Origin of the sequence: Tepidanaerobacter syntrophicus (genome assembly GCF_001485475.2) — a bacterium.
GTDB lineage: Bacteria > Bacillota > Thermosediminibacteria > Thermosediminibacterales > Tepidanaerobacteraceae > Tepidanaerobacter > Tepidanaerobacter syntrophicus.
Window position 1 is genome coordinate 135,594 of the sequence record NZ_DF977000.1, and the last position, 24,793, is coordinate 160,386.

Below are 24,793 nucleotides of genomic sequence, written 5' to 3' on the forward strand. Positions count from 1 at the left end.
AGAATCGTTTCATAATTTATGAAAAAAATAATTTAGCTCGGCCAAAACCTCTTGTAGTCATGCCACCTACCCCTAAACATTCATAGTATTTTTTGCTATCCTTTAGTGCCATAACAACCTCGTTTATAGTAGGTGCAACTTCGCTTTGGCTTTCGAGCAGCCTAATATTTCCATAAAAAACAGTGCCTCGAGGTATAGCTTCGGATGTAAACAAAGCTCCTTCCTTTGCCGTCCCTGTAAGGGGATTTATTGATACTGATGTTCTAACTTCTAAGTTCGCATTAATTATATTAGATATTAAATCATCAGGAACGATTATTAGATTCTCTGATATGTTTTTCCAAGTTTCTTCTTTATTTTCGAGGTTTGGTAATGCCAATAAAATATCCTGGTTTACTGCTTCAAGATTTAGCCAGCCTAAATTAATATAATATTTATCATTTTCATTCTCACAGTTCTTTACTATAACAGCTGTATCATCTTTAAGCAAATTTCTAAGCCTGCTAAACGAAGATTCGCTTAAGATATCCTCCGATTTATTCATTTGTTGAAATTTAGCTTTTATTCCCGCAGATTCTAAGATGTATGGAGATGTCACCCATTTAACGCCCAATCGAGTATATACCGGAAAAAGAAGTATATTCAAATCAGAAAAATAAGCCATCCCTTGTTGTGATCTGTTTTTCTTTGAAAATCCAAAAGTCTTGCATATTATGCAGTGGCCACAATGCCCTGTATCAGATAATTCCCTAATACTACCGACAAGGCTATCCTCATAGTTTTCATTAGCTTTATCATCTTGCCCAGCACACTTAATAGATGAGATAAGATTGCCCCAATATAATTGCCAATCATTTTTCGTTTCATTATCATTATTATTTTCATAACAGTTAGTGTTTATTGCCGAACTTATTGCTTTGGAGTATTTCTTAAACTTTGTCATTCGTTCGCTAAAGTTTTCTCTGCGACCTGCATCGAGTTCACGGTCTGCAAGTCGATTTACCAATTCTCTAATGTCTTCTGTAGCAATTTCGTTTCCTCCAAGAATGCTCTTTATGTTTTCAAAATTCTTTTTGTACCATCCTTGTAATTCTAATGCCATATAATATCTCCAGGTTCCCGCAATGCTTGAGCCTGGTATTTTTGGTATTTTTGTTATAGTATCTCTTACGATCGTATTATCTACTCTGCCAATTGTATATCCTCCTGTGCCAATAAAAATAGGGTCAGTCGATAATGCGTACATATTTAATTCTTGTTTTTCGCTCATTTTTAATTTCTCCTTTTCTATATCTTTCTAAGAGCTGTATGCCAAAATTCATACATATCTAAAAACCGCAAAAGGCATCTCCTAAATTCATTTGGAGGCATTATTAAAATATTTTCTAACTTTGGAACAGTCGTTGCGCTATCTGTATAAGTAGGCTGTATTAATATATGTGCAAATTTATCTTTTTCATTATCTGTTTTCAGATCAAAAATATTAATAAAAGCTGATAACATAAATTTTTTGATACTGTCCTCATCATTTCTCCAGTCATTCAATTTAGAATATATTATATTTATTATTTGGTGGAGTCCAGCAATTTTGTTCTGATCATTCCTAAAGTATTCGGCAAACTCATTAAATAGCTTCCACTCTTTCCATGTATATGGTCTATTACTTTTCCCCTCTATTTTTCTTTTTCCTTTAGAATAGCAAATATCATTTCTGCGACAGTTAGTATCTAAAAATTCAAAATCAATTGTGTTAGGATATATTACAATTTTAGTAATGGGTTTACTATTTTTAAAGTCAACTTCACAAATATCAGTTTTTTTGTCTTCGGGGTTTATGTACAATTGATATTCATTTTCTTTATTATTTATTGTTAGATAGAAACTGTAATAATTTGTTGGATTTTCGTTTTTTTCATAAATTGTTATATTCTTTAATGCTTCCTTTTGAATTTCTTCAATATCTAACGCTTTTCCATTCATCTGTATTTCATTCCAACTCGTTATATCTCTTCTTATTTTTCTTCCTGCTTTAATGCCAATATATAATGGTTGTTTATAGTACTGAAATATTGTTCCTATATGTAATGGTAATTTCCCAGCGACATATTTGAAATGATTATAATACTTATTTTGAATATTACTTATGAGGCAAGGTAAGGATTGGGCGGAAATAATAAACTGCCATGAAATTGGTGTTGGATTTATTATTGAAATATATGGCAAATATGACTCATAAGTCGCCATATCTCCACTCAAGTTAATATCTGTATATTCGCCCGTGTAGTAATCTTGAAGTAGAATGTCATCTAACCAGTCAGTATTTTTAATAGCTAATGTATCTTTTGCCTTATCTTTAAAGCTTTTTTTGACAATAATAGGTATAGCTTCTGCTATAGAAGAAATTAGATATGCATTCCCTTTCTTGTCTATCCAAAAATCTAGTCCTTTGTAACTATATTCTTTCTCCATATACCCCCGCTCGTCGACAGCTCTATACCAGACAAGTCTTTTATATCTATAATCTTCATCGCTGATATCTAATAGACTTTTCATATCTTTACTACATTCTATAAAAAAGTCTTGAGTTGTCTCCCATATTCTTCTGAGTCTTGCGGGTGATGGATTTTTCCTTAAAACAAATTGAAGTAAAATAGTAGCAAGGAAATCCGAGTCCTCTCCATTTAGCTTATCCCAGTCTATCTTTCCTTTATCAAAATCTACTTTGACGCCAAGTTTACTTTTAATAAACTCTTCCCATCTATCCCCAATACTTCGTTCTAGTATGATATTAGCAGTAAAATCATGTAGCTTTTGATTATGAACGCCTTTATTAACATATTCTTTTAATATAGTTTCCTTAACTAATTTCCCCGCTACCGAAAAATCTTTTACCAACAGATTTTTCTTTAAATGCCAATCTATTTGATTGGTAAAAGTAGTATTTATTAGGTCTCCGTTAAGCCAGTCCTGCAACTCAAATTTTAGGGTAACTATAGCAATTCTATCATTTGAATCTTTTAAATCTCCTGTCCAAATTGTTTCACCGTTTATATTCTTAATCCATTCTTCGATTCTATTATCCTTTCTTTCCTTACATCCATCACAAATCATTAAGTCTTCATCACTTTTTCTTGCTAGCCGGAAGTTGCATGCCTGGCACAAACCATTGAAGTTTGAATTTGTTTTATCTTCTGTTTCTTTTAATTTTAGTGCAATACCTTTACATATCTTCTCAAAGTTATTATCAGAATCTGTTGGATAAGAAGCCTTTAAAAAATTTTCTCTACTTTTTTCTAAAAGATATGTGATATTCATCATGCCTCGAGAAGGCTTTGTTGTAAAGATGGAGGGGTAAATTTCACCGCCAAATATTTCGCTAAAAACTTTCATAATCTTATCAGCGATTTCTTTCAAAGATTTATTTAAAGGAAAAATATAATCGCTCTTGTTCCTAAAATCACCGGCATTCTCTGGTATTATAAAATAAATTCCCGTTTCATCTCGATATATCTCATTTCCAAGCGCATATTCCGTTTCTATTATATCTTTCACCATTTTATCAGCCTTATCTGCCGCATCTCGGTACCATTTTATAAAATGTGCCTTTAAAGCCTTTTCAGCAAGGGCTAATTTATCATATTGAACGCCAAGTATACTCCACCTTATTTTCCTGCACTTGGTATTATCTATATAATCTTTGTATTTCGATGAGTCTAATTGAATTGCTGCAAGAGAGGCTTTGAAAAGCGACGCAGTCATATATGCCTGGTCCCACAAAGTGACATCGTTTATAGGAAATCGAGAATCGCTTAAGAGGTGTGAATACCAGTTCTTGACCTCTTCAAAAACAAAATTTCTTATTTCTATCCAATCATCATCTGAAAAATCCTCTGGTTTTCTTGGTATTGAACTTATCATCTTCCATAGATTTTTAAAAAAACAAATTCTTTGCTTATCAAGCATTTCTTCTTTTACTTCTTCTTTAAATGAGCCAAATGCATTAGAAATCCATAGATTTTTAAGCTTTTGTTTCTCTAGAGGTTCTCCTTTGTCGATTCCGGAATTTACATTTTCGCATCCATGGAATAATATATTTTTGACAAAATTTATGACATTGAGAGGCCGCTTTTTTTCAATACCATCGCCGTATACAATATCTGAAAGAAGTAAATCTTTTTCTAGGCCAACTTTGGTATTGTAGAAAAAATCAGGAAAGTCTTCATTTATCCGTTTTAAATCTTCTTTAAATCTGCTTAAATTGGGGTCTTTATTATCTGTATAATAATCTCTGTACCCAGTAAAAATTGGATATCCATATTCTGCTTCAAACGCCTTTGCATTGATGTTAAAATAATCACTCCAATGTTTGAAATTAATATGTGTCTTCCCAAGGTTAAATAAAAGTGCTCCTATCTCTGCTTTTATTATTTCCGTCTTATTCTTTTTAAGTTTTTCTAAATCCAAACTACCCACTACCCTTCCACCTTACATATTCAAGTAGCATATTGTGTCTTTCTCTACTATGCAAGCCTTTCCCCAACCATATTTGCTTTTTGCGCCTATTCCTTCTTCCTCAAAAGAATATTGGATAAGAGTTTTTATAATCTCATAGTCATTATTTACTTGATCTTTTAACTCTTTAAATGGCAGCATTACTGCATCATAAGGTATATATATAAATTGAAAAATGCCTTCTGTGCCTTGTGGAACTACTTCAAAATAAATAGGAAAAGTCCCAGCTTTTGTATTTCTATTGTGCGGATTTATCACTTCTAGATCTAACCGGTTAAAATACGTTGGGTAGAACACTCCTCTACCTTTTTTAGTTTTAATTGTTTCAATATTATCTTCGAAATATTGCCATATTTGCTCCTTTATACTCTTACCTTCTTTGCTGAATATAAGATTTATCCCTAACTCTTCTAATGCATATTTTACAACTTTAGAAGTAAGATCGATTTCGTAAGCGCTTGTTTCTATTTTGTTTTTGGAGTTTTTTTCATTTTTTACATAGTCATCAATTGCTTTTTCGATCTTGCGGAATTCTTCCGAGCCTGTACCAAAAATCCTTAAAATGCTTTGAAAATATCGGATAGCTTCTACTTCTTGATTTTTATCCATGAGTTCAGCTAACTTTTTTGAAGCTGTTTTCAGAAGCATCCCTTTCCATCCAGCTCCTCTTACCATCGGAACTTTCCATATTTTCTCTTTTAATATCGGGTTGTCAATTATATAAAAGTCCTCCATATCGCGCGAAAAATAAGGGGCTTGTAAAATAAATCTATACTGAAGCCCAAAGGAACCTGGTATAAGAGATTTAATGTAATCTTGAAGAGCGCTTTGGTTTTTAAAGATGCCAGACGATTTTTGTGCAGAGCACGCATCATTAGAGCAATACCAAAAACCATTTTTTTCTTTTTTAAAAAAAGCTAATGGGAACTCTTGAAATTTAACTTTTTTGGGCATTTCTTTGTGCGAAATATGGCTCGTTTTTACAAACGGAAATGTATTAAGAAAATCTTCCTCTGCTAATTCTTCTACTTTTTTATCTGAACTTTTGTCAACTGTATATTTATATGAATATTTTAAAAAGAGGGCATATGGCGTTAATTCCTTTGGGCAATCATAAATAGCTTCATATTTCATCGGCTCACCCCGCTTAAAAATTTTTGTAAAAGTATTAGAGAAATAAATCCATACTGATACGAATTATTTGCTGTTTTATTGATCCAAGGAATTATTTTTGTGGCATTCGGACCTTCAATATTTTGATACTTGTCACGTTTGGTAGAACCAAATATGTAGTGCCGTTTTTCTTTATCGTCTACAGCCGATCTCATATCACTTTTGTATTTAACCAACTTTTCACTTATTTTTTTATAATCGGTATCTTTGCTTCTTCCCATAATGTATAGACCAATTTGTCTATTTTCAATGAGGCTATCTTCTAATAAGTCCTTAAAATTTGCTATATTTTCCTTCACAATCTCGCTACAATTGATTTCAGGATATCCCTTAATTTTAAAGCTATTATAAATTTCAAGATTTTCATCTTCCACTTCGAATTTTACTCTCCCATACCCAAGGTTATTTTTCCCTCCAATGAATCCATATATTTCAATAAAATGCAATAGCGGATATATGATGGTTTTCTTTAATTCATCGCTTTCCAATTCGAGATATAAACAGAAATCCCCCCAAAAGTATGGTTTTTCATAATACCATTTCGAAGGTTTTTGCCTCTCAATAGATTCTTTTAGAATATACTTTGGTAGCTCTAATTGATCATTTAAGAAAGAGTGGATTGAGTATTCGAGTTTCTTTATTTTTACAAAGCCACACCAGCCATTACACCCAAAGATTTGAGAAGGTAAAGAAACTTTAAGTTCTTCTAAGGATCTCTGTTTAATTTCAAAAAGTGACATACCTACTTCGTTATTTCTTTCGGCACTTGATAATATATTATATACTCCCGATTTAAACTTATTATAATCTACCTTTTCTGCTTGATAGGATTTAACATCAATCTTGCTTGATGCATAACATATCACTTCAAACCAGAATCGCAGGGAACCCATAACAGATTGAGGCTGTATGCGCTTGCATGTGCCCGAAGCGTTCCCTGTCCATAAAGGTGTTACAGTATTTACTTTGATTTTTAGTGTTGTCAATTCGCGTTCACCTCCTTTTGCTTTTGCAAAAATCATAACCATGCTAATTAACTTAAAAAATATAGTTATCGTGTTTATTTTAATTTGAATACAATTTCTCAGCATCCTGTTACATTACATGCAGTGCATCTTATCAGCCTTTAGAGATATTTTGAGGTTTATTGTTTATGCAATTTTGTGCTTTATGAATTTTTGATAGTATGATAGAATTTTAATCACTAAGATCAAATTACATACTTATTCGACAAAAATGTATGCAAATCCTCCAAATTTTTAAATTAATATCTTACTTTTATATTAAAAAGCCCAAGCTCCGATTATTTTACTTGCGAAGTTTGGGCTTTTTATTTATTTAAACCTCAATTGTAAGAAGGGGGGCATGCTGCTGGGCGCCGTAGACATCGCTTTCTCCTATTGCACCTGCTACGAGGGGTCTTTTTATGGTGATTTTTATTGCCTTTGCCGGGTCGAAGTTTATTATAGATATTATGTCTTCTTCGGGTATTTGGTAAAGGCTGCTGATGAGTTTTTTATTTATGATGTCTTTCTGCTTTACTTTCTCATATGAGTCAAAGTCTTTAAAGATTATATCCATTGTAAGTTCGTAAGGACCTGAGTTTTTACTCCTTATAACTTCGGCTACTTCTGTAATCGGAATGCCCATTTTATTCACTTCCTTTTATTGTTTTGACGGTAATGGGAAAGTATTCTTTTGGATCGTCTACTTTAAGTAGGTGATATATGCTAAATTCATAAACTTCTCCTGCCTCTATATCAGACGGCGAATATCTAAGAGCCAGATTGCCTGCGGTAGCTATTCTGCCGGGGTAGCCATAGTGCAGAAGGCTTGAACGAGTAAAGCTGCAAATGGTGTTGGCCATCTCTTGGGTTTTGGCAACTACTTCTATTATAATGCCAAGCTCATGTGAGGGCTCATCCTTTAATGGCTCAAGTTTGCCCATTACGCCGTCTTTTCCGTATAGTGCAAATAGTATCTGGTAATCGTCGCTCTTTATATTTGAAAAATTGTTCTTTGCCATGTCTTTAACTGCTTCCAATATATCATCAATTTGATTTATCATTATGGGATCTCTTGTCCCTGCAATAGAAATCGTGCGGTAGCCGGTTTTTTTGGCGCCTTCAAGCTTTATGGTGTATTCATCAGAAGGTATGAATTTACTGCCGCTGACCTTTACACGCCTTTCATCTATCTGAGTAAACTCTGTCTCTTCAAGACTTATTATTCCTCCCGGTCCATGAAGCCTATAGGGATCGTCTTTTTCGTAAAGAGTATGTGCTGCTATGGATGTAACGGTGCACTTTCTTTTTGGGTTTAAGGCTTCTAGGATAAAGCAGTCACGCCTTAGTGTGCCCATCATGCAGTCACTGCCGCTTCCGGGGGTTGCAGCTATGCTGGCGCATTCCAGTATTTTACCCATGTGAAGGGCGAGTCCTTTCGGAAATCCTGCTTTAATGCAGGGTGCGGCAAAGACAGTGGGGTCAAACGCCCTTCCTGCCAATACCAGGTCTACATCATTTTCCAGTGCATCTATAATAGGTTCTACTCCCATCTGAGCCACTATCCGTGTTGTCTCTTCTATGTCTTCTCGGCTAAGTTCTCCTGCCGGAGCAAGAGGCTCGATCTTTCCTTTTTCAAATTCTTTTAAGATCTTCTCTTTGGGGATCTGTGCCTCTATAACCGCAACTTTAAGTTCTAGGCTTTCTTCTCTTGCTATTTCTTTTATGATATCTTCGGCCCAGTATAGATGCTCATTTGCTCCAGAACCTCCGGCTGTGCCTACTAACACAGGTATCTTAAGTTTTTTTCCGGCTTTTAGCATAAGCTTTAAATCTCGTTTTACTGCTTCCCGGTCGGTAAAGGACACCCCTGCGCCTAGGTAGTAGGGCCCCGGATCTGTAGAACCTGCATCCACCGCTATAACATCCGGATGCTGATCAAGCCCTCTTTCAAAGGACTCTACCGGAAATCCGTAACCGAGTATGGCAGTTGGTGAAAGAACTTTTATTTCTTCCAATCAGAAAACCTCCTTTTTGGACTTTAAAAGAGCAAGTACTCTGTTCATCTCGTTATATACAATCATCAATCCTTCATCTACCCCCATGCCGGGCTTTGCAAGTATTTGGCATGGTCGTGTAGCAAGAGCAATATCTGTGCATATCTGAGCCGAGCGATCAGTTTCATTGCACGTTCCGCCCTGGTATGCGCCTATTTTATGTTCCTTGCAGTAAAGCACCGCCTCGATGGTATTGTTTATACCGCCTAAATCCGGTGTTTTTATCTGAATCATGTCGGCGGCGCCTTCATCTACAAATTCCTTTATATCTTCTAAGGTATTGCACCATTCATCGGCTACAATTTCAACCTTGATATTTCGCCCTTTAAGGCTTTCTCTAAGCTTCTTTAATTGCTTTAACTGCTCATATTTGCTTCCCGCATCTATTGGGCCTTCTATTCTGAGCGTAAATGGAGATGCTGCTTCCTCGAGTTTTTCAAAATAATCCGTTATGGCGCAAATATCACCGTCAAATGCCTCGCCGATTGTCCCATAAACATCTATGTGAAATATGGGCTTATAGTCATCTCCTGCTATTTGGTAAATCCTTTCTTTTAGCCAATTGATATATTCTATGAGCTTTTCGCCCTGTTTACCAAGCTTTGAAACATTGTTTATAAGGGCATGGGGGAGCACATCCACCCGCTTTATTATCATCTTATCAGCATTTGTATAGCGGTCATCTCCGCTTTGGGCAAAAATAGGAACCGGCATAGGATCTATTTTGAGGTTATATTCTTCAGCCACTACCTCTGTTCGGGTTATATCTTTTGCTTTAGCAACTGCATCCAGAATTGCTTGAGTGATTCCATACCGCAGCGCTGTATGAAGCCTTTTGCCGTTTATCTTGTAGTTATCTATTTTATCGGCTAGTCTCCTAAAGCTGTCAAGCTCCTCGCCTATAAGTATTGGCTTTATCTCGTTTTCAATAACCGGTATAAAATCCTCAGCTAAAAACAAGGGGTCCCGACCGCCTGCCCCGGAATATTGGACGGCGGCGCAGTCTCCATAAGCCATCTTGCCATCATCTGTTATTATCATTACGGAAATCGACTCTCCGGCTTGCCTTACAGCTTTAAATCCCTTTGTTTTAGGCGTGCCTTCGTAAATAAATCCATCTTCTTTTGCATCGCTTTTGATTGCCGCCTGATCATCGAAATAAAAGCCGGCAAGACCTTTAGATGCTATAACTTGTCTGATTTTGCTCATCATCTTGTCTCCTTTATGCAATTTTAGAATCCGTTCTTCCTACAAGCATTCCCTGCCCTATGGCATAAATGTCATCTATAACCATTTTAAAGCTTACTTCTCTGTTTTCCGCCTTGGCCCTTTCGGCTAATTTTCTTCTGTGGAATTCTTTTATTTCATCATCAAACGGAATTGACCCGAAGTTTAAAAACCTGACTGCCCCGCTGTTGTCCCGTGCCGGCAAGATTTTTCCGGCATTATACTGGCTAGGCGCAAAGGGAACATCAAGTACCCCTGCTGCAAAGGCTCTTACTGCGCCTTTGGCCCAGTCTCCTTCTCCAAGTTCATACACTTTGGACAAAATCTGCCGGGTTTCCCTCTTTATAATTTCTTTTTCTTTTTCAAGTTCCTTATTAGAAATCATCCTCTGATCTTTTAGCATATTAATTACTTGTCTTGTTGCTCTTAAACCTTCGGCATTTGCCTCTTTTGTAGGTATGCCAAACGCCTCATGGGGTGTTTTTACAATAACTTTGGTAGCCTTGCTCAATGCTGCAGTTGCAGCTCCCCAGGATATGACACCGAAGGCTTGAGCTTCGTCTTGGGGAAATCCGCCCATCCATTGATGAAAAGCTGTTGTAATCATGACACTATAATCTTTTAGATATTCCGCTGACAGCTCTTTTAACGTCTCTACTGCCGCAACATCTTGAATCAAATTGCCGCATTGTCCATATCCAAGGGTAATATTCCGAACGCCCTGCTCTGCAGCAAGAATTCCTTCGATAATGCCGATGCTATGGGATATGCAAGGCGGAACCAATGTTCCTGTTAACGGTCCAAAGGGTTCTCTGTTTAAAGAAACTCCGTTTTCTTCATAAATGCCTACAAGTCTGTCTACGTATTGCCAATAATAAATCGATTGTTCAATAGAGATTTTCTTGGCATAAGGCACATTGTATGATATGCCGCCGCCTTCAAAGTCTGTAAAGCCTCCTGCTAAAGAAATTTCAGCAAGAAGTCTGGCATCGGGAGTGCCATGTCTTACTTGAACGGGACAGTCTAAGGATTCAATGACCTTTCTGCACTTTTGTACGCCGTAATTTACTGCAGGAAAACCATTCAGCAGAGACCGTCCTGCCTTTTCGCTTTCTCTAATTCCTTTTTCGGCTTCTTCATATCTGTTTTGTCTTGTATAGCTGTCTATTGTGGTAGGCAGCACGTCTGCCTTTCCTTTTTGTCTTAAGAATCTTAAAAGTTCTATATGTTCTTCAAGTAGCGCTACACCGGCCCTGGGTTGTATCAGTGTGTTGTTCTTTGAAGCAGCTTCTTTCAGCTTGTTTGTCATGATTTGATTCTTTGGAAGGTTCTGATGGTATCTTAAGGCTTCTTCAAAATCAACTTCTTTTCCTGTAGGCCACTGATTTAAAACCTCTTGCCTCATTTCATTAAATTTCTTTATGTCCCATTTTTTATTTTGAATTTCCACAGTAAACGCCTCCTCGTTATAATAAACTTACAGTTTTAAATCTCTTTAAGATATTGTTTAGCTAGTCTTAAGGCCTTGTCAGGCACGATTTCGCTTAATAATCCGATGGATGATAAAAGATATTTTTCATCAAGGAGTATTTTAGGATTCTCCGGCGCTAGGATATCCGGCTGGCTGCTGTCATATAAGCCATGTTTTAGTATTTCTTTTGGATTTTCGCCATATATCAAGATGCCGCCTGTCCCTATCAGATAGTTTAGCTGGGTAAGGTCCTTTCCATGCTGGACATATGCCGCTCCAAAGGGGCTATAGACTGTTTCAATTCTTCCTACGTGTCTTTTTACCGCAAGATCTGTTGCAGCTTTTGCAATTCCTGCATCTATTTCTTTTTCTATGTCATCGCAGGGTACATAATCTGTATTTTTGCTTATTTTCTCAACATATTCCACCAGCATTTTTTCTTCTATGTTAGGCGGCAGATAGTTCTTCAGTATGTTTTTGATGCCTACTTCTTCAACTAGCGCTAAGGCGCTATAACGCATCCCAAGGTCTCCCTCAACAGTCCTTTTCACGAAAGGCTCTTCCAGTCCTCTCAGCGTTACTCCTTGTTTTGTCGGCTCTCCTGTTGCAGCAGAATCCACATCTGTGGTGGCTCCGCCGATATCCACAACCATTACATCTCCAAGCCCTGCTTCATTATTACTTCCTTTTGCAAGAAGTTCGGCTGCCTTCATTACCGCTGAAGGAGTTGGTATTATCGGGCTATCTACATATTCGCTTACTTTTGCAAGACCTTTGGCATAGATGATTCTGTTTAAAAAAACTTCCCGAATAATTTTTTTGGCAGGCTCTATGTTGAGGCACTCCAATTTTGGCATTACGTTTTCGGCCACATAGACTTCTTTAGAAGCCGCACGCAAAACTTTTTCGACAGCAGATGCCGCCGTTTTGTTGCCTGCAACTATTATGGGAGCATCGACTTTAAGCTCTGCAAGTTTCTTAGCATTGTGGATTATTACATCCTTATTGCCGCCATCGGTGCCGCCTGCAAGTAAAATTATATCCGGCGAGTACTTTGTTACTTGATCTAGCTCATCGTCTGTCAGCTCATAGCAAAATACATGTCCTACTTTGGCTCCTGCTCCCAGCGCCGCACGCTTTGCAGCTTCAGAAGTCAGTTCAGGTACAAGACCTACTGCTATCATTTTAAGTCCGCCTGCCGCGCTACTGCATGCAAGCTTATGTTTTGCTTCTGTAGGCTCTACTCCCATTGCCCTAAGCTCTTCGATGGCCTTATTTATTCCGATATTTACATCTTCAGCTACGGTAGTTGCTGCTTGAGCTGTTCCTTTTAGCTCCACAGTTTCCAAATCTATGGCAGTCACTTTTGTATAGGTGCTTCCAATATCTATAAGTAAGGCTAGTTCCATTTTCACACCTCTTTGTAAACAAGAATTGCTTATTTAATCCCTAAATCATTTTTTAAATCTTCAATAGGCTTCTCAGGCAGCGTTCCCGGTGGATACGCTCTATCAAATCCCATATCTAAAAATTTCTTTTCAGTGGTTGGCCAATCTTGTTTTCCGACCACCAGGTTGCCGCCTACATATAGGATCAGATCACCTAAGCCTGCTTCGATACATTTTTCTTTAAAGCCTTTGCAGTCAAGTTCTCCATGTCCATAGAGCGAAGACACTAAAATAGCATCTGCATCGGTTTCTATTGCGGCATTAATAAAATCTTCCTGCGAGGATAAAACCCCGATGTTTACCACATTAAAACCGGCTTCGCTGAAAGCTTCATCAAGGATTCTAATTCCTACTGAGTGCACATCAGACCCTATAACTCCTAGTACAATCGTTTTTTTATCATCGTATTTCAACTTATATCACCCCATGCAATAATTGTTTGGTTGAAGAAACGTATACAGAATATTCGGTATTTTTGGATGCCAGGTTTCCTGTATACAATCGCTCAAGAATATTAATTCTAATTTAGTCCGTGCTCAATATATGTTTTCGTTTGAAAATATTCGCATACACAAGATACTGTTTTCTTGTATACAGAATACATAATCTTCTTTATTTTAATATATCATATTTTTTAGGTTTTGTATAATACATTTTTTCTGAAAACAATTGTTTTACGCCATATATCACTAATACTCTTGTTTTTTATTAAATATCTGCTTAGTTTATCAGCATTCACTTGTTTTTGATTTTTAGCTAAATAATTAAATCTTCTCCCCCTTTTCGTATTCCCATAGCTTCTCTTTCAGAATACTTGGTAGTTCGAAGTATGTAAAATATAACTGAATCCTCACTTTCTTTGATGGTTTTCTTCAGCTCAAGCTTTAATTTTTTAAAACTTGCTTCCGAAATTTCCCCTTCTAAGACAGAATTTTGAACCCATGTCAGATACTTTCGACATATTTTTAAAACCTTTGCCACTCGTTTTTCTCCGACATCATATACAACTATTACAAACATTTTGTCCACCCTTTAAGCTTTTCTTCAATGAAATTCTTCTGTACTGTTTATTATATTTTACCATATGATTTTTGTGCGATATAAAAATAAACCCATTAGTATGGGTTTAAGTTCATTTTTTCCATTTAGCGACAAGCGATCCTTTGCAGACAGACTATGAACATCTCTGGCATCTCTTGCCACGCTAAAGAAGATGGATTTAATTCCGGATTTAATTCCTTATAGGTAGGCTATAAACGAAGATGCACTAATAAACTTCGGCCTGCAGAAAGCGTTGTTTCAATTCCTTATAGGTAGGCTATAAACGAAATGAACTGGGGTTATTCACTCCATCCAATAGAATGTTTCAATTCCTTATAGGTAGGCTATAAACGACAGCGAAGACGTTATAACTTCGTTGTCTAGATTATGTTTCAATTCCTTATAGGTAGGCTATGAACGTAGCTTTGGTGTTAAAAGATACAGTGCCTTCTGTGTTTCAATTCCTTATAGGTAGGCTATGAACGTTGGAGCCGTTACTACTCTTACCTCATGGCAGTTCTTGTTTCAATTCCTTATAGGTAGGCTATGAACCAGGCCGCTAGGCTTAGTGCCGGAAACATACGTTTGTTTCAATTCCTTATAGGTAGGCTATGAACATACTATTAAATATGACCAAAAATAGCCTTTAAAGTGTTTCAATTCCTTATAGGTAGGCTATAAACTAATATATTATAACAATAAAAAAAGGAGTTGTAACAAGTTTCAATTCCTTATAGGTAGGCTATAAACAAATAGCAACAGATGCAATTGCGAAAAGCGCTGCCAGGTTTCAATTCCTTATAGGTAGGCTATGAACCAATAGGGGCGCTAAACGAGACCGAAAGGCAAATAAGTTTCAATTCCTTATAGGTAGGCTATGAACTTACTAAATCAGATATTAATTTATTCATTTCATCAATGTTTCAATTCCTTATAGGTAGGCTATGAACTACAGCAGCAGTTCTAACAAACATGCTAGGGTTTGAAGGTTTCAATTCCTTATAGGTAGGCTATGAACTCTGTATCTGTAAGCTCTTAACATACTATCATCACCAGTTTCAATTCCTTATAGGTAGGCTATGAACTCTTCTCGGCTGTGCAGTCTTGTTTTTGAAAATACGTGTTTCAATTCCTTATAGGTAGGCTATGAACTATGCAACCCTTATCCCATTGTGCAACCCTTGTATGTTTCAATTCCTTATAGGTAGGCTATGAACGGCCGGACAAGCCCAAAATATACCTTTTGGGGATTTGTTTCAATTCCTTATAGGTAGGCTATGAACGGTTTAAGTGGGGCTTTGAGCAGCTTCTGTATTTTGGTTTCAATTCCTTATAGGTAGGCTATGAACGTAGTCCAGGTTCTGGTTGTAACGCACCCTGGCAGTTTCAATTCCTTATAGGTAGGCTATGAACGTTGTCTTCCATAAATTCATACAACTCATCTTGATAGTTTCAATTCCTTATAGGTAGGCTATGAACTTGAAGTGCTGGACAAGAATTATAATCCATCACAGGCGTTTCAATTCCTTATAGGTAGGCTATGAACCCATGCTTGCCTTGCTTTGTATATATGGGAGAGCCGCGTTTCAATTCCTTATAGGTAGGCTATGAACCCTTTGGTGTTGGTGGGCTATGTGGATGGTCAAAAGGTTTCAATTCCTTATAGGTAGGCTATGAACCTGGAGCAAAAAATGAAGGGAGGCAGAGAAGGTGATGTTTCAATTCCTTATAGGTAGGCTATGAACACTGTGGCTGTAGGGAGGTGTTGTAATAAAGGGTAGTTTCAATTCCTTATAGGTAGGCTATGAACATGTTTGTATTTTTTGAGTAATTCCTAAAGTTTTATGTTTCAATTCCTTATAGGTAGGCTATGAACATCATCTCTAAAGTTTGATTTAACATAACCTTTAAACCGTTTCAATTCCTTATAGGTAGGCTATGAACAGTGTGTTCAGTCCTACAGGTTTACAATTATAATCGTGTTTCAATTCCTTATAGGTAGGCTATGAACGCCTTGCAGCCCGTGATTAATTAGGGTCTCTCTTCGTTTCAATTCCTTATAGGTAGGCTATGAACTGGAAGAAAATCCGCAGGACCAAGACGAGATTTGAGCGTTTCAATTCCTTATAGGTAGGCTATGAACCGCCCAAGAGCATGAAGTATTTCAGGCCTATGGCGGTTTCAATTCCTTATAGGTAGGCTATGAACGCGATCATCTGTTCATAAGCGTTGCCGCCGGCTTTTTTGTTTCAATTCCTTATAGGTAGGCTATGAACGTACCCACTGATGTTGTTCCCATAGCAACAATACGGTTTCAATTCCTTATAGGTAGGCTATGAACGGTAAACCTTCGCGTCCCAGGTGTTACGCTCCATGTTGTTTCAATTCCTTATAGGTAGGCTATGAACGGTTTTGAAAGGCTGCTGCCAGTCCAGCTTCGGCTAGTTTCAATTCCTTATAGGTAGGCTATGAACCCGGGCAGCTCAACAAAGACGGTGACGGCATTTTAGTTTCAATTCCTTATAGGTAGGCTATGAACGCAGGTGAACGTATGTTTGTTGCAATCCATCGCTCAAGTTTCAATTCCTTATAGGTAGGCTATGAACCAGTAGATACATATTGGGCTGCTGATCATTCTTCTGTGTTTCAATTCCTTATAGGTAGGCTATGAACTAAATGGGTGTTCAGGTGCATTGAACACTACTTGTAGTTTCAATTCCTTATAGGTAGGCTATGAACTCCGGCTCTATGGTTACTTTGAATGATTGCCCTGAGTTTCAATTCCTTATAGGTAGGCTATGAACTAGAAATTGCCCATAGTAGTGTCAGTATTTATTGTCAGTTTCAATTCCTTATAGGTAGGCTATGAACACGATGCACTAAAAGCAGGAGGTATACAAAACGCAAGTTTCAATTCCTTATAGGTAGGCTATGAACTGTTTGCGTGGCGTGATGTTGTTGTCAATCATGGTGTGTTTCAATTCCTTATAGGTAGGCTATGAACCGAAATTGCCCGAGCAATTGACAGATACTGTCAAGAGTTTCAATTCCTTATAGGTAGGCTATGAACGGAAGAGCCAGAGCATTATGACCATCGGGGAATATTGTTTCAATTCCTTATAGGTAGGCTATGAACTTTTTTTGTGTGTTGCGAAGAATTTCCCTATATCTTGGTTTCAATTCCTTATAGGTAGGCTATGAACACCAACAGCGGCCTTCTCCGGCAGAGGGCGGCATATTGTTTCAATTCCTTATAGGTAGGCTATGAACTTATTCCATGCTGTTCTTTCTGCCGAAGTTATATGCTGTTTCAATTCCTTATAGGTAGGCTATGAACCCACGGTTTCATGAGAAACCTTGTAGACGACAAGGTTGTTTCAATTCCTTATAGGTAGGCTATGAACTTTGCACTTCTTGACCCCCTCCTTTGGGCCCCTGAGGTTTCAATTCCTTATAGGTAGGCTATGAACTTTGAACGGCTCCCAATTGATTAGAGCCGTCCGGAGTTTCAATTCCTTATAGGTAGGCTATGAACGCCACAGAGCAAAATCTTAAAAGCCTTGAGAAACAATGTTTCAATTCCTTATAGGTAGGCTATGAACATTTAGTGAGTTCTGCTTTTAGCTGGGGTAAAAATTGTTTCAATTCCTTATAGGTAGGCTATGAACTAGGAATATGTTTATTTTTAAATACGCCAGCAGCTCTGTTTCAATTCCTTATAGGTAGGCTATGAACGACCCAATCCATAAATGCATCTGCTTTAGGTTGGCGACGTTTCAATTCCTTATAGGTAGGCTATGAACATTTAGTGTGGTTGCTGTAATTGTAAGAGTATCACCTTGTTTCAATTCCTTATAGGTAGGCTATGAACTATATCTGTTCATTTTATCACCGCCTTAATAGAATTCGTTTCAATTCCTTATAGGTAGGCTATGAACTTCACCTCCAATGTAAAAGCCCCCTTTCGACAGGGCAGTTTCAATTCCTTATAGGTAGGCTATGAACTCAAATATTGATGGACCAAACCGGAATATATATCAATGTTTCAATTCCTTATAGGTAGGCTATGAACTATGACCTTTGGCTTGTCCAGTTCAATTTGGTGCTGGTTTCAATTCCTTATAGGTAGGCTATGAACTAGATTTGCTATAGTTTTAGCCATGTTCTGTATCGTGTTTCAATTCCTTATAGGTAGGCTATGAACACATTCCTGCAAATACTTGTCACTAGCATAAAGGTCAATGTTTCAATTCCTTATAGGTAGGCTATGAACTGTCCGGGGTCGGTTTTGTGTCTGTGCTTTTACCGGTTTCAATTCCTTATAGGTAGGCTATGAACTAGAAACGGGCCGGTGGGAATGATAGATGTAATGTTGTTTCAATTCCTTATAGGTAGGCTATGAACTCAGATGCACAATAGAAACACTCACGATAGAAACACGTTTCAATTCCTTATAGGTAGGCTATGAACTAGACAGGCTGACTGCCCGTTGAAGCCGGTGGAGGAGTTTCAATTCCTTATAGGTAGGCTATGAACGACCTGCCCATTTTTTGTTAGAACACATCTAACAGTGGTTTCAATTCCTTATAGGTAGGCTATGAACAATGAGAACCGATTTGATTAGAACCAGATTTATGCTGTTTCAATTCCTTATAGGTAGGCTATGAACTTCATATGCAGAGCCGATATGTAAAAAAGACACTCAGTTTCAATTCCTTATAGGTAGGCTATGAACTAACAGTTACAGCCGATGAAAATCTTCTCAAAAACCTTGGTTTCAATTCCTTATAGGTAGGCTATGAACAATGGAAGGAGGGCGTAAAATGGCATGGCAAACACCGTTTCAATTCCTTATAGGTAGGCTATGAACTAGCCCGCATTTGACCCAAAGCCAGGATAATTCTGTGTTTCAATTCCTTATAGGTAGGCTATGAACTAATAACCGGTCTTCCAGGCTTACCTCTTGGCATTGTAGTTTCAATTCCTTATAGGTAGGCTATGAACTTACGCTGTAACCCATAATCGTGCCGCCGGTAATGGGTTTCAATTCCTTATAGGTAGGCTATGAACGTGCATCCAAGGACATTTTAATCATCGCACTTCCAGGTTTCAATTCCTTATAGGTAGGCTATGAACGGAAATGAAGCCTACCTTAGCCGGTTTTTGGGAGTGGAGTTTCAATTCCTTATAGGTAGGCTATGAACGAGTTCGGGGAATATAATGGGCAATTTCTTATACAAGTTTCAATTCCTTATAGGTAGGCTATGAACTTTTGCCCTGGAAAGCAACGCCCCTAGGATGCAAAAGTTTCAATTCCTTATAGGTAGGCTATGAACGGTATACCTGCATGGGAAATACTTGCAGAGGCAATGAAGTTTCAATTCCTTATAGGTAGGCTATGAACTCAAGCCTTCCCTTCAAGTTTATCGATGATGATTGAGTTTCAATTCCTTATAGGTAGGCTATGAACTTTTTATCTTTAAGGGAGCGGTTACAAGAGGAGATAATGTTTCAATTCCTTATAGGTAGGCTATGAACTGTAAAAGCCATTTATAACCACCTCTCCCTATAAGTTACCGGTTTCAATTCCTTATAGGTAGGCTATGAACTGTATGCAAAATACTTCCCTGTATCTGCACCCCTGCGCTGGTTTCAATTCCTTATAGGTAGGCTATGAACATGAAAAAAGAGCCCGAAGGCTCTTCTCATATTACAGTTTCAATTCCTTATAGGTAGGCTATGAACCTCCTAACTGATATGTTTTACTCTGTAATTTTTCTGCGTTTCAATTCCTTATAGGTAGGCTATGAACTATTGAAATTCTGCTCTTCTTGTATTCTCCAATTATGTTTCAATTCCTTATAGGTAGGCTATGAACTCAAGTTTTGGATTGCTTTCTCCATTTACCCAATCCTTGTTTCAATTCCTTATAGGTAGGCTATGAACTATTTCTTTATTCTCATCGTTATAAAGAATTTTTCCAGTTTCAATTCCTTATAGGTAGGCTATGAACTTTCAAAAATAGTTATAATTTCTTGAACTTTAGTGTAGTTTCAATTCCTTATAGGTAGGCTATGAACCCGTAAATCATGGTAAAAAATAAAGAAAATGCGAGAAAAATAATTTGTGTAATTTTCTATACATAACTTCTACATAGAATCAAAAAATCCTTCTTTTCTAGATAAATTCTTTATTTGAAGGCATTTTTTATTTGTCGTCGATCTCCAGGGGTTTTTGCGCTATCGGAGGTCGACGACAATTTTAAAATACAAAATTTACCATCTTGCTATAAATGCTTCATATTTTTCTTCTCCGATAAGATGCTTTTCTAATTTGTATAGCTCCATACGTATTATTCGCCGATAAGAAATATTTCTTCCTAATTCTCTGTGCTTTATTGTTGTATTTAATTTGTCTTCATACTCTTGAACAAAAGCCTTTTTGGCATTTTCTTTCATAAGCAATCCATCGGTGGTTTTCTCGAAATCATCAGCTTTTATGATGTTCCTTCCCAGCAAAGTATAAATTACCCTGTCCACTATAATTGGTTTGAAAATTTCTGATACATCTAGATTTAAGGTAAATCGTCGAAAGTTAGTCGCGTGCAAGAATCCTATTCGCGGATCAAGATGTGTTTTATATATTTCGCTAAGGCACGTAGTATACATGAGTGAGTTGCCAAAGCTTATCATGGTATTAAGATTGTTTTTTGGTGGTCTTCTGGTTCGTTCTACAAAACTAAATTCGGGTTTTTGTATTATTTCATCAAAAGCGTCGTAATAGTATTGTCTGATATTGCCTTCAATCGCCATTAATTCATCTATCTGCAAACATTCATCAATGTGCTGTTCAAGATTATTTATCTCATTTTCAATATCTTGTAAGTTTTTGCCACGATTAATATAATACCTTACCGCTTGTCTCATATTTTTTGATGCCCCGATAACAAATTCCTTTGCCAATTCCAGTCTTTTTTCATTATCTAAATAGTGCTCAGCTTGTTTTAAAATCATATGCCCGGAATTTAAGTGTTCTCTTGGATAGTAAGTACCAGCGTAATAGCCATAATAATTGTAAAAATGTAAGATTATTTCTGAAGTCGTTGCAAACTCAAGAAACCTTTTGTTTATATCTACTTCTCCAAAAATGTGAATTTCACTCGTGCCGTTTACTGGAATATATTTCTTGCCTGCTTCATTTTCGAAGAACAATGTATTATCTTTTCTTTTTAGTTCTCCATTAGAAAATATGTATACAGGTTTTTTCACAGCAGACCCTCCTTAAGCAAAACAAAATTCTGCATATGCACAGTTTTTACAAAATGGAATTTTTCTAGCTGCGGGAGGTTGTTCTAGGTATATGATTTTTAAGATATCTTGTTTCATTTGTTCAAGTTCAGTTAACGCCTCTTCGTTTAGCAAAACTTCTTCGCGCTTTTTTTCCTCTGGAAAATAAAGTTCGCCTCTTGCCGATATCCCATTTTCTTTCAAAATTGATAGATAAAACAGCAGCTGCATTCTTGCTGCAAGCTTAAATTTACTGCTCTTTTTTACTTCACCTATCACAATCTGTCCATTGTCCATCTTTAGTATATCAAGTTTAATATTGCCTATCTGCATCTCTTTCTTTTCACGCTGGTAAGAACTTTCATTAATAAATCTGCCAATCTCTATGAATTCATTTTCTTGGTCAGCCACGATGCTCCGAGCTATCAGCCAAGCTTCTCTCTTGCATACACAATAGTACCAAATCAGTGTGCCATTAATTTTAACATCTTCTGCAGACATTAGGCATCACCTTTCTTGCTATTTTCGTTTTTTTAAAACAGCAATTCTTCTGGCATGGGGTAAAAAAGCTTTCATGTTATATGATAGAAGGACTGTCATCATACTTAATTCCTCGTTCCGCACTATATTCCACTTCACAAAAAGGCAATGGACACTGTTCATCTTCAACTCTCGTCGCTGCTATCCACCTTCGATATTTGCTGTAAGTTACGGGCACTTCATACAAGGGTATTTTTGCATACTCCTTTTCTGCATATAGTTCTTCAACTTTTTCCTTAAATATTGTAGGTATAATAGCTACTTTTATGATATCAAATCGTCTTGTAGCAAGCTTTTCGTCTATCGGTAAATCAAATATAAACAGTTCATCTGCGATATTTTGATATAGTTGCAAACCTTCTTCATAATTTTCATCATAAATATCAAACCCATCATAAACTTCTTCAATCATGTCTATAATTTCTCGCTCGGCTAATTTCTTTTGCTTTAATTTCAGTATCGTTTGAGTTTTTTCTAAAATTGCTCTTGAGTCTTTATAAACATATTTTATACTTATCTCCGACGGATCAAAGACAATAAACTCCGAATTTTCAAATTCTAAGTGACGGTTGCAGCGTCCTGCTCTTTGTACCAAACTGTCAATAGGAGCACATTCCGAGAACATAATTTCAAAGCTTACATCTAAAGATACTTCTAAGACTTGTGTAGCAATAACTAATTGATAATCCTTGCTTCCTTCTAATAACAAAGCTTCTTTTTTCATTCTATCTTCCATCGTAAATTCGGAATGTAGACACAAGACACGAAGCGACTCATTTTTTTCATGCCAGTAATCATATTCTCTTTTTGCAGTTTCTATATCATTTACTACTAATGCAACTTTTTTACCTTGCTGTAAGTATTCTTCTATTTCATCTCTAATATCTTCTAAATTCTTTTCAATATATCTCCAAGTGTTCGATTTTCTATCCATTAATTCTTCTGCTATAATGGGTTTTTCTATATCTAATAAATCTTGAAAATGTTTTAACAAAAACTTTGGAAATGTAGCGCTCATTAACATAACCCTACCGCCTAATGTCTTTATTTTTTTAATAGTTTGAGTAATAAGCGCTAATGTAAAGGTGTCGTATGACTGGATTTCATCGAAAATTACTGTACTGTTTATTAGAGCATATTCTTTTAAACCCCATAATGTAGAGTTAAAACCGCTTGTTAAAATTTGATCGACGGTAGATACCATCACAGAGGGTATGAGGGCTTTTCCGTGTAGAAGCGTAAACGATGGTAAAGCATCATTTTCTTGTAGTGCAAAATAGGTGTTTGCGCCAGAATGACTCAAGCCACAAACCTTGGGATTAAAATAATATTTTTTCATACGTTCATAAATACTATTGGAAGTTACTTTAGTAGGCATACAAAAAATTATCTTCTTGCTGTCAAATTGCGCAGCCCACAAAAGAGATGCTTCAGTCTTTCCTGAACCTGTAGGTGCTATTGCTATTACATCGCCCTGGGCTTGAGCACACTTTTTATGAAACGGTCTTTCTACGTAAGTTCTGCCTTCTTCTTCTAATTTTTTCTTTAATCTTTGAATTAGCTCATCTTGAGTAAGTGTATACTTTCGGATCTCTTCTTCCGAGGATGCCATCCAGTCACAATATTGGAGTTGGCCTTTAGCAATAGCGTAAAGTAAACGTAGGTCATAACGACTGATGGTTTTAAATGCTCCTCTTTCCTCCATACTCAGTAAACTAAATATGTTCTCTAAAATTAATTTTATCGTTAGTGGAAAACTTTCTGTATTCAAAGGTATTTGTGGCCTTATACCATGGTATTCATCTAATAGTTTACAACCATATTCGATTTCCTCATTGCTAAGTAATGGCCAGTTCTTTTTGTTAAATTCTCGTTCAAAACTATCAAATCTTTGATCTATTTGTTTGTGATGCGATATTACCGCAAAAAGCGGATACCCAAAATCCGCTTTTTGCTTTTTCCACTCACCTGCAAAAGGCAGCATATAGTAAAACGAAAGTAATTCATGTCGAAAGTGATACTTTTTATTTACTTTTTCTCCCCGGATAATAGTTCGCATAACTTCTTGAAAGTTGCAATTTAACTTTCCAAAATCATGCATTAGAATTGCAATTTTCATTTTTTGCTCATATTGCTCCGGCGTCTCTCCACAACGGTTAAGCAATGGAGTTAAATATTTTAGTGTTTCTTTTAACTCATTTTCAAAGGTTTCATAGACTTTGCTAACATGATAGTAGTATGAACCTTTTTCACCATTTATAGGCTTAGCGTAATACATTATTTATTCATTTCCTTTTTCATTAAATATATAGCACAAAGAAACTACTGTATCATCAAAAAAATACACAGAAACCGGATTAGTAGGCTTTTGATTGTCTCCCAAAAAGGTAAAAGTTTGGTATGAACAAGCTTGTCGAGCACCATCAGTTTCAAATGTATAATCTACAGGTAGTAATTTAACTATTGCTGGCTTTATAGTTTTTGCAATAGGAGTCTTACTTATTTTTTCCCAGTCTAATTCAAGATTAGACAATTGATCGCCATAAATCCAGGTATTATCTATTTCTGAGCTTTTACCTATTTTTAAATCATCGTGCCATGTTACCTTGCTTAATTTTGCAATATCATCGCTTGTGCCTAAGGTTAGTCCGTAATAAGGTGCTGTAAAAGCATTATATAGCTCCTTTGCTATTTCCTTGTCCTCGCACATATAATACAATTTGCCACGAAATTCATATAAAAACTCTCTGATAACTATATCTGTGCCTGATTTGCCGCCACTTTTTATCTTCTCATAATTCCAGAGGTCGCGGCCTTTGCCTTGATAATTCCCTTGGCATCCGACCCCAATATGATACCTTTTGAAAAAGCTGAGAGTTTCTTCAAAACTCTTGCCCATTGCTGCTCCTGCAAATCCCGCAAGGGTGCTAGGAGGGGGTAAAGGGAGTGTCTCATGATACAACTGTCCTGCCGCTTCTCGAAATGAAGCAGTAATTGCTTCAACTTCTATGCTTATACCTTTCAAATTCATTTC

General features: G+C 36.7%; 15 protein-coding genes and 1 CRISPR repeat array. All 15 genes read right to left on the reverse strand.

Features of this window, described 5'->3' with window-relative positions; genetic code table 11:
• Nucleotides 1–16: 16 nt before the first annotated feature.
• The 15 genes from cmr4 to cas5 all read right to left on the reverse strand — a co-directional run bounded on the left by cmr4 (nucleotide 17) and on the right by cas5 (nucleotide 24,784).
• Nucleotides 17–1,270 carry a type III-B CRISPR module RAMP protein Cmr4 gene (gene cmr4, locus TSYNT_RS03780; RefSeq protein WP_059031871.1) on the reverse strand — a complete coding sequence of 418 codons (1,254 nt, stop codon included), beginning with the start codon at nucleotides 1,268–1,270 and terminating at the stop codon, nucleotides 17–19.
• 17 nt (nucleotides 1,271–1,287) lie between these two features.
• The gene (locus TSYNT_RS03785) at nucleotides 1,288–4,473 is read right to left on the reverse strand and encodes a CRISPR-associated protein Csx11 (protein WP_059031873.1); all 3,186 of its coding nucleotides are present in this window, start codon (nucleotides 4,471–4,473) and stop codon (nucleotides 1,288–1,290) included.
• 12 nt (nucleotides 4,474–4,485) lie between these two features.
• Nucleotides 4,486–5,646 (reverse strand): RAMP superfamily CRISPR-associated protein, encoded by a 1,161-nt coding sequence (locus TSYNT_RS03790; protein ID WP_059031875.1) that lies wholly within the window; start codon nucleotides 5,644–5,646, stop codon nucleotides 4,486–4,488.
• A complete protein-coding gene (locus TSYNT_RS03795) occupies nucleotides 5,643–6,671 on the reverse strand; it encodes an RAMP superfamily CRISPR-associated protein (protein WP_059031877.1) in 1,029 nt (342 codons plus the stop codon). The genes TSYNT_RS03790 and TSYNT_RS03795 overlap by 4 nt, the downstream gene beginning before the upstream one ends.
• 352 nt (nucleotides 6,672–7,023) lie before the next feature.
• Entirely contained in the window at nucleotides 7,024–7,335 is a 312-nt protein-coding gene (locus tag TSYNT_RS03800; protein ID WP_059031879.1) for a DUF4387 domain-containing protein, read from the reverse strand.
• 1 nt (nucleotide 7,336) lies between these two features.
• Nucleotides 7,337–8,707, reverse strand: coding sequence for an acyclic terpene utilization AtuA family protein (locus TSYNT_RS03805; protein WP_059031881.1), 1,371 nt, complete (start codon nucleotides 8,705–8,707; stop codon nucleotides 7,337–7,339).
• Nucleotides 8,708–9,955: a methylaspartate ammonia-lyase gene (locus TSYNT_RS03810; protein WP_059031883.1), complete on the reverse strand. Its 1,248-nt coding sequence runs from the start codon at nucleotides 9,953–9,955 to the stop codon at nucleotides 8,708–8,710. It abuts the gene before it with no gap.
• 13 nt (nucleotides 9,956–9,968) lie between these two features.
• Nucleotides 9,969–11,423, reverse strand: coding sequence for a methylaspartate mutase subunit E (locus tag TSYNT_RS03815; protein WP_059031885.1), 1,455 nt, complete (start codon nucleotides 11,421–11,423; stop codon nucleotides 9,969–9,971).
• Nucleotides 11,424–11,458: 35 nt separating this feature from the next.
• Nucleotides 11,459–12,853, reverse strand: coding sequence for a methylaspartate mutase accessory protein GlmL (glmL, locus tag TSYNT_RS03820; RefSeq protein WP_059031887.1), 1,395 nt, complete (start codon nucleotides 12,851–12,853; stop codon nucleotides 11,459–11,461).
• Nucleotides 12,854–12,882: 29 nt separating this feature from the next.
• Entirely contained in the window at nucleotides 12,883–13,305 is a 423-nt protein-coding gene (glmS, locus tag TSYNT_RS03825) for a methylaspartate mutase subunit S (protein WP_059031889.1), read from the reverse strand.
• Nucleotides 13,306–13,648: 343 nt separating this feature from the next.
• A complete protein-coding gene (cas2, locus tag TSYNT_RS03830) occupies nucleotides 13,649–13,912 on the reverse strand; it encodes a CRISPR-associated endonuclease Cas2 (protein WP_059031891.1) in 264 nt (87 codons plus the stop codon).
• A 208-nt stretch (nucleotides 13,913–14,120) separates the two neighbouring features.
• A CRISPR array of direct repeats spans nucleotides 14,121–20,013; the repeat unit is 30 nt; unit sequence GTTTCAATTCCTTATAGGTAGGCTATAAAC.
• 195 nt (nucleotides 20,014–20,208) lie between these two features.
• Nucleotides 20,209–21,201: a type I-B CRISPR-associated endonuclease Cas1b gene (gene cas1b, locus TSYNT_RS03835; protein WP_059031893.1), complete on the reverse strand. Its 993-nt coding sequence runs from the start codon at nucleotides 21,199–21,201 to the stop codon at nucleotides 20,209–20,211.
• Between the two features lie 12 nt (nucleotides 21,202–21,213).
• Nucleotides 21,214–21,720 (reverse strand): CRISPR-associated protein Cas4, encoded by a 507-nt coding sequence (gene cas4 / locus TSYNT_RS03840; protein ID WP_059031895.1) that lies wholly within the window; start codon nucleotides 21,718–21,720, stop codon nucleotides 21,214–21,216.
• A 76-nt stretch (nucleotides 21,721–21,796) separates the two neighbouring features.
• Nucleotides 21,797–24,037 (reverse strand): CRISPR-associated helicase/endonuclease Cas3, encoded by a 2,241-nt coding sequence (locus TSYNT_RS03845; protein WP_059031897.1) that lies wholly within the window; start codon nucleotides 24,035–24,037, stop codon nucleotides 21,797–21,799.
• Between the two features lie 3 nt (nucleotides 24,038–24,040).
• A complete protein-coding gene (gene cas5 / locus TSYNT_RS03850) occupies nucleotides 24,041–24,784 on the reverse strand; it encodes a CRISPR-associated protein Cas5 (protein WP_059031898.1) in 744 nt (247 codons plus the stop codon).
• Between the last annotated feature and the right edge of the window lie 9 nt (nucleotides 24,785–24,793).